Source organism: Deinococcus hopiensis KR-140, assembly GCF_900176165.1.
Classification (GTDB): Bacteria; Deinococcota; Deinococci; order Deinococcales; family Deinococcaceae; genus Deinococcus; species Deinococcus hopiensis.
Window position 1 is genome coordinate 366,097 of record NZ_FWWU01000004.1, and the last position, 14,095, is coordinate 380,191.

Genomic DNA, 14,095 nt, shown 5'->3' on the forward strand with positions numbered 1-14,095 from the left:
GCCGACTTCAGCCCTGGGGCTTGGGCATGTCCGGCACAATTGCGCCCTGGGCCGGAAGTTGCGACACGCTCACCACCCGGTCGCGGCCCTGGCGCTTGGCTTCGTACAGGGCCTCGTCGGCGGCCGAGACCAGGCCCTCGGGGGTGGTGCCGTCTCCCGGGAAGGTCGAGACGCCGATGGACACGCTGACCTGCCCGAGCGGCTGCCCGCGCAGGTTGACCCGCAGGCCGTGGACCGCCTGCCGAAAACCGTTGGCGCGGGCGAGGGCGTCCTCATGGGCCGTGTCGAGCAGCACCACCACGAACTCCTCGCCGCCGTAGCGGCACACCACGTCCTCGGCACGGAAAAAGTCCTGCATCTCCTGGGCCACGGCCACGAGCATCGCGTCGCCTCCATCGTGTCCGAAGGTGTCGTTAAAGCGCTTGAAGTGGTCGATGTCCAGCGCCAGCACGCTGAGGGCGCGTCGGTTGCGCTCCGCGCTCACGAGTTCGCGCGACAGGGTTTCTTCGAGGTACCGGCGGTTAAAGGCCCCGGTCAGGGCGTCACGAATGCTCTGGTTGCGCAGCGTGTCGCGCAGTTGCAGGCTGGCGATGGACAGCGCGATCTGCCGGGCGACGGCCTCGGCAAAGTTGCGGGCCCGGGCCGTTTCCTTGGAGCTCTGCTCGGGGTCGTCGGCGCTCAGCCGCAGTGAACCGAGCGTCTCGCCCTGCGCGACGAGGGGAATGCACAGGTAGGCGTGGGTGTGCCCTGGGGCCTGCTGGATGCACGACATGGTGATGGGATGCTCGCGGGTGTAGGTCCGGCCCTTGCGCAGCGCCCAGCACATGTCGGGCGTGGAGGTCAGGTCCGGTGTGCGCCAGCGGGCCTCGCCCCAGCTCACCTGCACGGTGAGCAGGTTGCGCGACGCGGCGATTACACTGACGGTGCCGCTCCAGCCTGGGAAGATGTGCGGCAACATGCCCTGAAGTACGGCGTACCCCTCGGCCAGCGTGTAGCAGGCCTGCAGGGTATCGGTCAGCTCGGCGAGCCGCCCGGCGTCCTCACTCAGGCGCGCGACCTGCTCGTGCTGCCGCTCCAGGGCTGCGTGCCGCTCCTGCACCTCGGCCTGGCTCGTCTGAATGGCGGCCGCCATCTCGTTGAAGTGCCCCGCGACCTCCTGCACCTCGTATACGTCGCTGCGCGGCGCGCGCTCGTCGTAGTGTCCGGCCGCAACGCGCCGCGTCACCCGGCTCAACCCCTCCAGCGCCTGTCCCAGCCGCCGCGAGAGATTGGTGCCGATCAGCGCCGAAGCTCCCGCCACCAACGCAAAGGCGAGCAGCACCAACCCCTGTACCAGGCGCAGGCTGAAGGTGGCGTCACGCTGCATCTGTACGGTCTGGGCCTGAAGCGCGGCCTGCATCCCCGCCAGTTCCTGCCGCATGCTGTCCACCAGGCGTTTGCCCGCTTGCGACCGGGCCGCTTCACCCGCTGAGAAACCGTTCGCCCGCCGCGTCTCGATCTCGGGCGTGGCCACGTCACGGAACCATCGGTCGAGCAGCGCCTGCACGTTGCTCAGGCGTTCCATCTGCTTCTGACTGGCCTGCTCGGCCAGAAATCTGCTGAGTGCCGAGAACTCACCGGGCAACAACGCGCGTCCCCGGTCGTACGGTTCTAGAAAGACGTCGTTGCCCGTGATGATGTACCCGCGCACCCCCGTTTCCAGGTCCACGATGTGCTGCAAGACCGTCTCGATCTGTTGGCTTCCCCCCTGCAGCTCGCGGAGGGTGGCCGAGTCGCTCAGGTTGCGCTGAATGCTGTACAGCACGAGCGCGCCTGCCAGGGCCAGGATGACCGACAGGCCCGTCAGGTTGCGGGAGATGAGGGTTCGCAGATGCATGCTTCTCCAGTCAGCATGAGGCCTGGGTCCCCCCAATGCCAGCAGGAAGCCTACACATCGCGCTTCTGGCTCGGGGTCCGGCGTGTGGCTGGAGCTGGGGGTCAGGACAGGTGCGGCCGCAGCACCTTGAGAACAGCCTCGGGCGTAACGAGTTCGTGCGGATCGAGGTTCAAGACCGTGATGATGCTGCCTCCGCCCAGCCCCGTGTCCTTGTTGACCTCCGGCGACCTGCGGCGGTCGCGCCCATAGGTGTGGTGGGTGAGCATGATCGCGAGCACCGGCACGCGCTCCGGCTGGGCCACAATCAGGAAATCGAGCTTGCGCCGCGCCTCGCGCTCCAGCCCGCCGCCTGGCGTCAGCGCCAGGAAATCCTTGAGCTGTACGTTCTGCACCACCTCGTAGGGTTGGTCCATCAGGGCCTCGCGCAGGGCGAGGGCAAAGCGGTCTCCGATGCGCGCCATACGCTCGGTGGTGTTCAGGATGAGGTCCGTCTGCGTCTGTCCAGCGCGGGTCTGCCCGGCCCGCGTCTGGCCCACCTGGGTCTGACTCGCCCGGGGGTCCGCGCTCCGTTTCTCGGAGGCGGGTTTGGGCGTGCCCGGCATCTGGGAGCGGTTGGAAGCCTGGGTCTTGTCTTCGGCGGGTTTCCCATCCGCCTTGCGTTTCGAGAAAAGGCCGCGCATGACGTCAGCATAGGCGGCCTGGATGGGCAGAGGGTGATTTGGGTTGGGGTTCTGGCTTCAGCTTTCGCCCTGCGTTCCCCGGGCCCCTCAGTTCCGTCCCCGCCACGACGCACGCCGCCGTCACCGCCTTTCAGCCCTCGCGCGCTCCCGAGCCTCCCACCTGCTTGCCGAGCAGCAGCACCTGCACCTCGGGGCCGCCCGTCTGGACGGCGGACCGTCTGCCTCCGAAGGCGCTGCCCAGGAGTTCGAGCGCCGAGTGCGCCTGTTGAATGGGGCTTGGGACGGCCTGAGCAGGCTGTGGGAAAGGCCAAAGGCAGACGGACGAAAACGCTTTCGGGTTCTTGCTCAAATCTGCACACCTCCTTGACAAGAACGCGCTACGCTTGCCCTACCCCAAAATTGAAAGCCGACCGGGTGAAGTCGGCGGGCAGCTCCGTCTCCCGGCATCCAGGAGCGGAGCTTTTTCCTGAGGCTGTCTTGCCGGGGCGAAGCGGCACCTTCAGCGGAACGGCGGCCGACACCCCAAGTCGGAAATGGGTACGGCCGCCCCCACTCCGTTTCGGTCTGTCTGCCCTCTTCCCTCGGCGCTGCGTCAGTCCAGCACCGTCCACTTCTCTGCGCTGCCGCTACTTTCCACCATCTTCTCGATGAAGCGCACTCCCCGCGCGCCGTCCTCCACTGTGGGGTAATCAGGCGTGTATTCCCGGCCCTCTGCCTTGGCCCGGATGTGCGTGGCGGCGGCCCGGTACACGTTGGCAAAGGCCTCGATAAAGCCCTCGGGGTGCCCTGCGGGGAGTCGAGTGGCCCCCTGCGCTTCCCCACACAGACCGGGGCCGCTGCGCGTCAGCACCTGCTGCGGAGCGTCCAATGAATCGAACAGCAGGCGGTTGGGGTCCTCCTGCCGCCAGCTCAGGCTGCCCTTCGTGCCGTGAACGCGCAGGCGCAGGTCGTTCTCGCCGCCGATCTCCACCTGCGAGACCGTCAGGATACCTTTGGCCCCCCCCCGGAAGCGCAGCAGCGCCGAGGCGTCGTCGTCCAGCATTCGGCCCGGAACAAAAGCCGTCAGGTCCGCGCAGACCGCTTCCAGTTCCAGGCCCGTCACGGCGCTCATCAGGTTCTCGGCGTGGGTGCCGATGTCGCCGACTGCGCCCCCCAATCCGCTGCGAGAGGGATCGGTGCGCCAGTCGGCCTGTTTGTTGCCTTCCAGGGGGCCAGCCAGCCAGCCCTGGCGGTATTCCACGGCGACCTTACGGATGTCACCCAGCTGTCCCGTGCGGACCATGTGCCGCGCCTGCTTCACCATCGGGTAGCCGGTGTAGTTGTAGGTGACGGCGAAGACCACCCCCGACGCATTGACCACCCGCACCAGGTCCTGGGCCTGTTCTGAGGTATGCACCAGGGGTTTGTCACAGACGACGTGGATTCCGGCTTCGGCAAACGCCTTTGCCACCGGGTAGTGCAGGTGGTTGGGGGTGACGATCGCCACCAGATCGATGCGGTCCTCGCGCGCCAGCTCGCCCGCCAGCATGTCCTGCCAACTGCCGTAGTTGCGCTCGTCCGGCAGTCCCAGCGCCTCTCCCGATGCCCGCGAACGTTCCGGCGTGCTCGACAGCGCCCCCGCCACGAGTTCGATCTCGCCGTCCAGGGTGGCCGCCATGCGGTGAACGGCTCCGATAAAGGCCCCCTGACCGCCGCCCACCATGCCCATGCGGAGCTTGAGGGGCCTCACTTGGTCTCCTCGGTGCGGGCAAAGGCCGCGTCGAAGGCGGTGGCGGGGGGTTCGAAGTCCAGGCGGCGTACGAAGGCGGCGCTTTCCGTCGCGCCGTGGATCCGGTCCATGCGGGCGTCCTCCCACTCCACGCTCAGTGGGCCCCGGTAGCCCGCGTCGTTGAGGGCCACGATGACCTCTTCAAAGTTCACGTCCCCGCGCCCCACGCTGCGGAAGTCCCAGAAGCGCCTCGGATCGCCGAAGGTGGTGTGCCCGCCAAACACGCCCACATCCCCGTTGCCGTGCCCCCACCACACGTCCTTCATGTGGGCGTGAAAAATGCGTTCTCCGAAGGTCCGGATGAACTTCACGTAGTCCACCCCCTGATACGCGAGGTGGCTGGGGTCATAGTTGAAGCCGAAGCGCGGGTGACGGTTCACGGCCTCCAGTGCCCGCGCGGACGTGGCGAGATCGAAAGCGATCTCGGTGGGGTGGACCTCCAGCGCGAAATTCACGCCAACTTCTGCAAACACATCGAGGATGGGCGTCCAGCGCCGGGCAAAGTCCTGAAAACCGGCGTCCCAGTAGGTTTGTGAGGTGGGCGGAAAGGCGTAGGTGGCGTGCCAGATGGACGAGCCGGTAAAGCCGTTCACCACCCCAACGCCGAGTTTCTGGGCGGCGCGGGCGGTATCCATCATTTCCTCTGCGGCGCGTTGCCGCACGCCCTCGGGATCGCCGTCACCCCACACGTGCCCGGGCACGATCTCGCGGTGACGCTCGTCCACCAGGTCGCACACCGCCTGCCCGACGAGGTGATTGGAGATGGCGTGGCAGACCAGACCGTGATCGGCGAGGAGTTCGCGCCGTTCGCGCGCGTAGCCCTCCTCGGCCAGGGCCCGCTGGACGTCAAAGTGGTCTCCCCAGCAGGCGAGTTCCAGGCCGCTGTAGCCCATCTGCCGGGCGAGGGGCGCGAGTTCGGTGAGGGGCAGATCGGCCCACTGGCCGGTAAAGAGCGTGACGGGTCTTGCCATAAGAAACCTCGAACAGGGAAAACGGAGCGTTGTTGGGGGCGGGAAAGCGGAACGGGCGGAAAGAGAAAGCGGCCCGAGCCGGGGAAGCGCGGGCCGCCCCCGGCAAACGTCAGAAAGGCGAGTTGGGGAAGTAGAACTTGCTGGCGTTGCCCTTGGTCACGAGGACGCTGGGGATGATGGTGCTCTTGGGGAGCGCCTTGCCCGCTGTGCGGTTCTTGGCGGCGAGCATGATGGCGTCGGCGATCATGGACGGTGGGTAGGTCACGTCGGCGGTGATCAACTTGTCCGAGCCGTCCATCACCTTTTTGATCATTTCCTTCATGCCTGCGCCGCCCAGCACCACGCGGATGTCCTTGCGCCCGGCCTGTTGGATGGCCTTCAGGACGCCGACCGCCATGTCGTCGTCGGCGGCCCACACGGCGTCGATCTTGGGAAAGCGGGTCAGGTAGTCCTGCATGACCTTGAAGGCGTCGTCGCGGTTCCAGTTGCCGAACTTCTTGTCCAGAATCCTGACGCCCGGGTATCCGGCCTTCATGGCGGCCTCGAAGGCGTCCACGCGCTGGTTGTCCACCACGGTGGGAATGCCGCGCAGCACCACCACGTTGCCCTTGCCGCCCAGCTGCTTGCCCAGGAACTGAGCCGACACCTTGCCGAAGCCCTTGTTATCCCCCGCCACGTAGGCGTCCTGGGCCGCCGCATTCGTCAGGCCCCGGTCCACCACCACTGTGTAGACGCCCTGGCGCTTGACCGCTGCGACGGGGGCCGTCAGCGGCGCGCTCTCCTGCGGCAGGATCACCAACGTATTGATCTTGTTGACCGTAACCATGTCCTGAATCTGGTTGGCCTGCTCGTTGGCGTCCTTGGCGGTCTTCACGATGACCTGCGCACCGGGATACATCTTTTCCACAGCCTTTTTCGCTTCGTTGGCGTGGTAAACCACACCCGCGGTCCAGCCGTGATCAGCAGCGGGGATGGACACGCCGATCACGGTCTTGGTCTGGGCGAGGGCGGTGGAAACGGTCAGCAGGGCCGAAACGGTCAGCAGTCGGGTCAGGCGCATGGTGTTCCTCCGGGCAAAAGTGGGTGGGCGGGCGACGGTGACGCGGCACGGACGAGGGGCATTACCGCTTGCCCCGCTGGAAAAAAGCGACGAGGATAATCACGATGCCCTGCACGGCGGCGTTGAGATACACGCTGATGATGTTGGTGAGGTTGAGCATGTTTGTAATGGTCATCAGCAGCAGCGCCCCAACCACCGTGCCCCAGATGCGCCCGCTGCCGCCCTTGAGGGCTGTACCCCCGATGATGACGGCGGCGATGGCCTCCAGTTCCCACAGCAGCCCCGTGGACGGCGAGGCTGAGCCCAGGCGCGGCACGTACAAGATGGTGGCGATGGCCACGCATAGGCCCTGGAGCACGTAGGTCTGCACCTTGACCCGCGAAACGTCAATGGCGGCGTAGCGCGCGACCTGCTCGCTGGAGCCGATGGCCTGCACGTAGCGCCCATAGCGGGTGCGGTTGAGGATCAGTCCGCCCAGCAGCGCCACAAGGGCAAACACGAGCACCGGGACCGGCACGCCGAGAACGTGGCCATAGTAGACCGGCCCAAACGTGTCAGCCACGGCGAGGTCGAGGCTGATGGACCCTCCCTGCGAGAGGTAGGTCAGCACCGCGCGGAAGATGCCCAGCGTGCCCAGCGTGACGATGAAGGGTTCAATGCGCCCCCGCGAGATCAGCGTGCCGTGCGCCAGCCCCGCGAGCGCTCCGATAACGAGGGCGGCGACGATACCCACGAGGACCGTGGTCCATCCCGTCCCCAGCGTTTTCGAGACCGTATTCATGATCAGGATGACCGAGCCCGCCGTCAGGGCTGCCAGCGAGCCGACGCTGAGGTCAATGCCGCCGGAGATGATCACGAACGTCGCGCCGACCGCGATGATGCCGATAAAGGCGGCGCTCGTCGCAACGTTGGCGAGGTTGGCAGGCGTGAGAAAGCTGGAGTTGAGGGCCGTCGCCAGGGCCATCAGCAGGACCAGCCCCAGCAGTGGTCCCAGGCTGCCCAGCCGGGCGAGCAGGGGAGGGGAGGGGGACGCGCCCGATTCGGCGGCGGGGTTAGACATGCGCGGTCACCCCTTCTCCTTGAGGCGCGGCCCCGTCGTCTTTCAGGCCCGTGGCGTACTCGATGACCTCGTGTTCGTTCATGCGCTCCCCCGTGAGTTCCCCGACGATCCGGCCCGCCCGCATCACCAGCAGGCGGTGGCACAGGCCCAGCAGCTCGGGCAGCTCGCTGGAAATGACGACCACGGCCTTGCCTGTATCGGCCAGGCGGTGAATGAGGTGGTAGATCTCGCGCTTGGCGCCCACGTCCACGCCACGTGTGGGCTCGTCCAGCACGATGACCTCGGGCTCGGTTTCCAGAATCTTGGCGAGGGCGAGCTTCTGCTGGTTGCCGCCCGAGAGCGCGTTCGCCGCCACATCCAGCCGCCCGGTGCGGATGCCGTACTCGTCCACGGCCCGCGCCAGCGCCCGGCGTTCAGCCCCCACGTCGAGCAGTGGCCGGGCGTAGCGCGATAAGGTCATCAGCGTCAGGTTCTGGCGCAGCCCCGCGTCCACCAGCAGGCCCTTGCCCTTGCGGTCTTCAGACAGGTAGACCAGGCGGTGACGGGCCGCGTCTCCCGCGTCGCGGATGGTCACGGGCTTTCCGTCCCGCTCCACGCGCTCTACGGTGCGGCGGCGCAGGCCCAGGAGTCCCTCGAGCGCCTCGGTCCGGCCCGCGCCGACGAGGCCGGCGAAGCCCAGCACCTCGCCCCGGCGCACCGCGAAGGAGAGGTTCTGCGCCCAGCCGGGCACGGTAAGCCCCCGCACGGCGAGCGCCACCTCACCGGAGGGCGCACCCCGCGCTGGAAACATGTCCTCCAGTTCACGTCCCACCATCAGGCTCGCCATGGCGCGCGGCGTCAGGCCCTCTCTGGGCCGCGTGGCGACGAAACGCCCGTCGCGCAGCACCGTCACCCGGTCCGCGATGCGCTCCACCTCGTCGAGCTTGTGGCTGATGTACAGCACCGTCACGCCTTCGGAGCGCAGCCGGGCCACGAGGTCCAGCAGCACCCGCGTTTCGCCCAGCGTCAGGGCTGCCGTCGGCTCGTCCATAATGAGCAGCCGCGCCTGGCGGGACAGCGCCCGCGCAATTTCCACGAGCTGCTTTTGCCCCACGCTCAGGTCCCGCACGCGGGTGCGCGGGTCCAGCTGCACGTCCACCAGGGCCAGGGCAGCGGCGGCGCTGCGGTTCATCTCGGCGTCGTTCAGCAGAAAGCCGCCCACCTCGTGCCCCAGGAAGACGTTCTGCGAGACGGTCAGGTCCTCGGCCAGATTGAATTCCTGGTGAATCAGGACGATGCCGAGCGCCTCGGCGTCGCGCACCGAGCGGAGTTGCACGGGCGCGCCGTCCACTTCCACCTGCCCGGAGGTGGGCGCGTGGTGGCCCGAGAGCACCTTCATCAGCGTGCTTTTGCCCGCGCCGTTCTCGCCCAGCAGCGCGTGAACCTCGCCGGGAGCGATCTCGAACGACACGTCCCGCAGCACGTCCACCGGACCGAAGCGCTTGGACACACCGCGAAAGGCGGCGCGGGGAACGGCACCTACCCCGCCCGTCACGTGCGTTCCACCCGGAGACAACCCAGCATCGCCAGTGCTCCGGCCCCGATCAGGCCGCCCTGGTCTCCCACGAGGGAGGGGCGAATCTCGATATGCCGCGTTGAGAGCGCCAGTGAGCGCTGGTACACGCTCTGACGGATGGAGGCGAGCCACAGCGGCCCCATGCGCGTCACACCGCCCGTCAGGACGATGTGCGACGGATTGAAGAAGTTGACCAGCGACGCGAGCATCTGGCCGATGAGCAGGCCCGACTTCTGAATAATGGCGTTCGCCACCGGGTCCCCCTCACGCGCCGCGCGGGCCACGTCCGGGGGGTCCAGCCGTCCGTTCGCCTCCAACCAGTCGGCCAGAAGGGGGCTCTCGCCCGCCTGCGCGGCCGCCGTGGCCTCGCGGGCGATGGCGGGACCGGCGGCCATCACCTCCACGCAGCCCACGTTGCCGCAGTGGCAGCGCGGCCCCAGGGGATCCACCAGGATGTGCCCCACGTCGCCCGCCGCTCCGTCCGCGCCCCGGTAGATCTCGCCGCCACATACGATGCCGCAGCCGATCCCGGTGCCCACCTTGACCACGAAGAAGTTCTGCGGTTGCTGTCCGCCATGCCACAGTTCGGCCAGCGCCGCGATGTTCACGTCGTTGTCCACATACACGGGGGCGTCCAGCATCTCCGCGAGGTCGTCGCGGATCGAAAAGCCCTCCCAACCGGGCATGATGGGCGGGTTGACCGGCAGGCCACTTTGAAACTCCACCGGCCCCGGAAGGCCCATACCCACGGCGAGGACGTCGCCTTCCCGCAGGCCCCGCGCACGAAGAAGCTGGCGCACCAGCGCCTTGACCCGCGCCATCACCGGGCCCGGCCCCCGCCGCACGTCCGTGTCCTCAGTCAAGGCGTCCAGAACCTCCAGCGTGGGGGAGAGCAGGGCCACGTCCAGGCTGGTGGCGCCCAGGTCGACTGCTGCCAGCACGCCCAGGTCGCGGCTCAGACTCAGCCCCTCCGCACGCCGCCCTCCAGTGGAGGCGTGAGCGCCGCGTTCTTCCAGCACGCCGGCGGTGATCAGCCCGGCCACTTCTGCGCCCAGCTTGCTCTTGGAAAAGCCCACACGCCGTCCCAACTCGCTGCGGGAGAGGTCCCGTCCCCAGAAGACCGCTTCCACCACCGCCCGCTCGGCCGCGGAAATATCTGACCACCGGCCCACCGTCTGTGCCGTCATGTCGCCCCGCCTCCTTCTGGATGAAGAGAAGTGTAATCCCGTCCTCTTTGTCCACGCAAGCGCGTACTTTGGCTTGATTTCGACCTAAGTCGGCGGTTGAGAGGCGTTTTGGCGCCTCTTCAGCAAGGCACTCGGTTGTGTTGCGGGCCGCTGCCGATCCCGAGGCGAAAAAGCAAAAGGAACGCAGGGTGCGGCAATTCTGCACTGGGTCAGAAGCTGAACAGACTTTCCGATGCTATGTTACGGGTGTAAGAACAGGTGATATTACGCTTCTGGCTGACCGTGAAATCAGGATCAGGGAAAAAGGCTTCTTTTCGCTTTCCGTCCACCAAGAAGGAGAGGAACTGTGAAACTTCTGCTCACTTCGGCTGGAATCAAAAATCCCAGCATCCATGACGCGCTGCTGGACCTTCTGGGCAAGCCGATTGCCGAGGCCACTGCCCTTTGCATTCCCACGGCGGGTTACGGACATCCACAGACCAATCCAACCCATGCGTGGCGATTTATCAGCGGACAGGAACCCCAGTGCCCAATGACCGAACTGGGTTGGAAGTCTGTGGGCGTGCTGGAACTGACCGCGCTGCCCAGCATCGGGCGGGAGCGCTGGGTTCCCTGGGTGCAGCAGGCAGACGTTTTGCTGGTCAACGGCGGCGACGCCCTGTACCTGGGCCACTGGATGCGGGAGTCCGGGCTGGCGGACCTGTTGCCGTCGCTGCGCGAGACCGTCTGGGTGGGACTGAGTGCGGGGAGCATGGTCATGACCCCACGTACCGGAAAGGACTTCGTGGCGTGGCAGCCTCCCACGGGAAGCGACGAGACACTGGGCCTCGTCGATTTCTCGATCTTCCCGCATCTGGATCACCCGGACCTGCCGCACAACACCCTAACCAATGCAGAGAAGTGGGCGGCGGGCCTTTCCGGTCCGGCCTACGCGATCGACGATGAGACTGCCATCAAAGTCACGGACAGCGGCCTTGAGGTGATCTCCGAGGGGCACTGGAAGCGCTTTACACCCCAGCAGCCCTAGCTTCCAGGCTCTCCCCATATCTTCGGGAGGGCCCGGCAGCAGGTGGAGCGGCTGAGCACCTACCCGTCCAGGCGCTCCAGGGGTTTGGCGTTGCCGAACACTGGTCTGGGTCCGTCTACGGGCGCAGCCCAGCGGGCGGCATTCACCAGCACCCGGCGAATGTCGGGGTGGTGGTAGGTGGGGTAGGTCTCGTGACCGGGACGGAAGTAAAAGACCCGCCCGCGCCCGCGCGTGTAGGTGCAGCCCGAGCGGAAGACCTCGCCGCCGGTAAACCAGCTCATGAAGACCAGTTCCTCGGGTGGGGGCACGTCGAAGAACTCGCCGTACATCTCCTCGGCCTCCAGTTCGATGTACTCACCCAGCCCCGAGGCGATGGGGTGCCCCGGTGCAAGCACCCACAGCCGTTCCTTGTCGTTCGCCTCGCGCCACTTCAGGTCGCAGCCTGTGCCCATCAGGCGCTTAAAGGGCTTGGAAAAGTGCGCCGAGTGCAGGGCGACGAAGCCCATGCCGTCCATCACCCGCGCGAAGACGCGCTCGGTGGCTTCGGCGCTGACCTCACCGTGGGCGATGTGCCCCCACCAGAACACCACGTCGGCCCAGGCGAGGGCCTCTTCCGTCAGGCCGTGTTCGGGTTCGTCCAGGGTAGCGGTGCGGACCTCGCAGCCGCCTTCGCGCAGGGCCGCCGCGACCGTTTCGTGGATACCCTCCGGGTAGTGGGCAGCGACGGCCTCGTTCTTGCGTTCGTGGCGAAATTCGTTCCAGACGAGCACGCGAATGGGCTGTGCAGTTGGGGTTTGGGCCGTTTGCGTCATGCGGAGTCCTCCTGAGGGGAAAGAAGTTCAGACAGTTCGACGGGGCGGCGCTCCTGAGCGGAAAGCCGCGCGGCAAAGGCGAGCGCGAGGCTGGGCAGGTTCTCCCGCCCGGAACTGGCGCTCTCGCGGCCCTCGCGGATGGCGGCAGCGAATTCGGAGAGCGCGCCCGCGCGGTCCAGGTGGGGCAGCTCGGGAAGGGCAAGACGCTCGAGGTCCTGGCCCAGTTGGCGCACGGCCACAAAATCGGGTGTGGGCTCGTCGCGGCTGGTCCAGCGAATCTCGCCGCCCTCCGCGTCCATGCGCCACTCGCCCGCCCAGGGGGTGACGGGTCCGGAACTGGCCCACGAGCCCCGGTAACTGACCACCACGCCGCCCTCGAACTCAATCTCGGCGGCAGCGGCGGCGGGATCGCGAAAAGGGCTCCAGGGCGGATTGAAGGCCGTGCAACTGATCCGCAGCGGCCCACGGCCCAGCACGAAGCGCATCAGATCGAAGTGGTGGATCGCCATGTCCATCAGCAGGGGATCGGGCAGGGCGTGGTGGGCCGTGGCGGGAGGCCGTGGGCGAGCGTTGTCCCGCCGAAAGTCCACCTCAACGAAGCCCAGCGCCCCCAGCCTCTCCTCCCGCACCACCTGGGCTGCAAGCGCGGGAGCCGGGTGGAAGCGGTAATTCTGACTGACCATCAGCGGCAGGCGGCGCCGCGCCGCCGCCCGCACCACCTCCTGCGCCTGCGCCAGGGTGGCCGCGAAGGGTTTTTCGACGAGGACGGGCAGGCCCGCCTCGAGAGCGGCCAGGGCGACGGGCGCGTGTCCGCCCACCCCGGTGGTGATCAAGACCGCATCGGCGGGTCCGGCCTCCAGCGCCGTCTCCAGCGAGGGGAAACAGCGTCTGGGGTCCGCTCCACCCTTCGCGGCGAGGGCCAGCGCTTCCGGATTGCTGTCCACAAACGCCGACTGCTCCACGTCCGCGCTTGCGCGCACGATGCGCGTCCAGTCGCGGCCCCAGCCGCCCAAACCCACCTGCACGAGGCGAAGCGGGGCGCTCAAGGTTGGGCCTCTGCCGCCAGCATCACCGGCTGGCCCCGGCGCGCGCTCTCGTAACTCGCCAGGACCAGGCGCACGGCTTCCCGCCCGTCCTCGCCCGTACAGATAATCTCGCGCCCTCCCCGGATGGCGTCCACAAAGGCGGCCACGCCCCGCGAGTGGGGAGACACGCCCCCGAAGCGGTACGTCGCCACGTCCGTGCCGTCCCAGGTCGTGCCGGGCGAGTCGCGGAAGACGTGCCGCAACTCGGGCGTGCCGGTGCGGTTGGTGTATTCCAGCGCGCCCCGCGTGCCGTAGATCCAGAAAGCCTCCTCCCAGCCCGTCGCGGTCCAGGCGTTTTCCACGCTGCCCAGGGCGCCGGACTCGAAGCCCAGCGACACCAGGGACGTGTCCTCGACTTCGGCGTCGTAGCCCAGCGTGGCGGTGCGGGCAAACACGTCGCGCACGTCGCCACCGAAGAAGCGGGCGAGGTCCATCATGTGGCAGCCGTTGTCCAGCAGGGTGCCGCCGCCCGAACTCGCCAGCGTCATAAAGGAGGCCCGTGGGGTGGTGCCCCCCCAGTCGTGGGCCTGCCGCAGCCGGAGGAAGGTGACGCGCCCCAGTGCGCCGCTCGTGATGATCTCGTGGGCCTTTGCGGCGTAGGGGTTGGTGCGGAGGTGGTGACCGACTTGCAACACCACGCCCGCCTCATGGCACACCCGGATCATCTCGTCGGCCTGGGTCAGGGACATGGCAATGGGCTTTTCACACAGCACGTGCTTGCCCGCGCGGGCGGCGGCGAGGGTGGCCTCGTGGTGCCAGGCGTTGGGCAGGCAGACCGACACGGCCTGCACCTCTGGATCGGCGAGAAGCGCTTCCATATCGGCGTAGGCGCGGGGCACGTTCCACTCGGCCTGTCGCCGCGACAGGGTCGCCTCGTGCGTGTCGGCGATGGCCACCACCTGTGCGCCCGCTTCCCGGTAGCCGCGCTCATGAAGGGTGGCGATGCCGCCGACGCCGATCAGGCCGACGGTAAGGGGCTCGGTTGGAGACAGAAACTTGGTCATGACTGGACCT

At 67.5% G+C, this 14,095-nt stretch carries 13 protein-coding genes; 1 reads left to right on the forward strand and 12 read right to left on the reverse strand.

Annotation, left to right across the window (positions count from 1 at the left end; translation table 11 throughout):
- Window positions 1-7 precede the first annotated feature (7 nt).
- The 9 genes from B9A95_RS04800 to B9A95_RS04840 all read right to left on the reverse strand — a co-directional run bounded on the left by B9A95_RS04800 (window position 8) and on the right by B9A95_RS04840 (window position 10,157).
- On the reverse strand, window positions 8-1,876 hold the full coding sequence (locus B9A95_RS04800; RefSeq protein ID WP_084045784.1) for a sensor domain-containing diguanylate cyclase: 1,869 nt from the start codon (window positions 1,874-1,876) through the stop codon (window positions 8-10).
- A 101-nt stretch (window positions 1,877-1,977) separates the two neighbouring features.
- Window positions 1,978-2,556 (reverse strand): hypothetical protein, encoded by a 579-nt coding sequence (locus tag B9A95_RS04805; RefSeq protein ID WP_084045785.1) that lies wholly within the window; start codon window positions 2,554-2,556, stop codon window positions 1,978-1,980.
- A gap of 130 nt (window positions 2,557-2,686) precedes the next feature.
- A complete protein-coding gene (locus tag B9A95_RS04810) occupies window positions 2,687-2,905 on the reverse strand; it encodes a hypothetical protein (protein ID WP_084045786.1) in 219 nt (72 codons plus the stop codon).
- 243 nt (window positions 2,906-3,148) lie between these two features.
- A complete protein-coding gene (locus B9A95_RS04815) occupies window positions 3,149-4,285 on the reverse strand; it encodes a Gfo/Idh/MocA family protein (RefSeq protein ID WP_245808139.1) in 1,137 nt (378 codons plus the stop codon).
- On the reverse strand, window positions 4,282-5,295 hold the full coding sequence (locus B9A95_RS04820) for a sugar phosphate isomerase/epimerase family protein (RefSeq protein WP_084045787.1): 1,014 nt from the start codon (window positions 5,293-5,295) through the stop codon (window positions 4,282-4,284). The genes B9A95_RS04815 and B9A95_RS04820 overlap by 4 nt, the downstream gene beginning before the upstream one ends.
- A gap of 109 nt (window positions 5,296-5,404) precedes the next feature.
- Complete coding sequence (locus B9A95_RS04825; RefSeq protein ID WP_084045788.1) at window positions 5,405-6,355, reverse strand: ABC transporter substrate-binding protein; 951 nt, start codon at window positions 6,353-6,355, stop codon at window positions 5,405-5,407.
- Window positions 6,356-6,416: 61 nt separating this feature from the next.
- A complete protein-coding gene (locus tag B9A95_RS04830; RefSeq protein WP_084045789.1) occupies window positions 6,417-7,415 on the reverse strand; it encodes an ABC transporter permease in 999 nt (332 codons plus the stop codon).
- The gene (locus B9A95_RS04835; RefSeq protein ID WP_139806452.1) at window positions 7,408-8,949 is read right to left on the reverse strand and encodes a sugar ABC transporter ATP-binding protein; all 1,542 of its coding nucleotides are present in this window, start codon (window positions 8,947-8,949) and stop codon (window positions 7,408-7,410) included. The genes B9A95_RS04830 and B9A95_RS04835 overlap by 8 nt, the downstream gene beginning before the upstream one ends.
- Window positions 8,946-10,157, reverse strand: a complete 1,212-nt coding sequence (locus B9A95_RS04840; RefSeq protein WP_084045791.1) for an ROK family protein — start codon at window positions 10,155-10,157, stop codon at window positions 8,946-8,948. The genes B9A95_RS04835 and B9A95_RS04840 overlap by 4 nt, the downstream gene beginning before the upstream one ends.
- A gap of 346 nt (window positions 10,158-10,503) precedes the next feature.
- On the opposite strand from B9A95_RS04840, the gene B9A95_RS04845 reads away from it, so the two are divergent.
- Window positions 10,504-11,184: a Type 1 glutamine amidotransferase-like domain-containing protein gene (locus B9A95_RS04845; protein ID WP_084045792.1), complete on the forward strand. Its 681-nt coding sequence runs from the start codon at window positions 10,504-10,506 to the stop codon at window positions 11,182-11,184.
- Window positions 11,185-11,243: 59 nt separating this feature from the next.
- Here the strand turns inward: B9A95_RS04845 and B9A95_RS04850 are convergent, their stop codons facing one another.
- The 3 genes from B9A95_RS04850 to B9A95_RS04860 all read right to left on the reverse strand — a co-directional run.
- Entirely contained in the window at window positions 11,244-11,996 is a 753-nt protein-coding gene (locus tag B9A95_RS04850; protein ID WP_084045793.1) for a ThuA domain-containing protein, read from the reverse strand.
- The gene (locus tag B9A95_RS04855) at window positions 11,993-13,042 is read right to left on the reverse strand and encodes a Gfo/Idh/MocA family protein (RefSeq protein ID WP_084045794.1); all 1,050 of its coding nucleotides are present in this window, start codon (window positions 13,040-13,042) and stop codon (window positions 11,993-11,995) included. The genes B9A95_RS04850 and B9A95_RS04855 overlap by 4 nt, the downstream gene beginning before the upstream one ends.
- Window positions 13,039-14,095 (reverse strand): Gfo/Idh/MocA family protein (locus B9A95_RS04860; protein WP_342744560.1); only part of this gene is annotated, 1,057 nt, incomplete at its 5' end. The genes B9A95_RS04855 and B9A95_RS04860, both read right to left, overlap by 4 nt.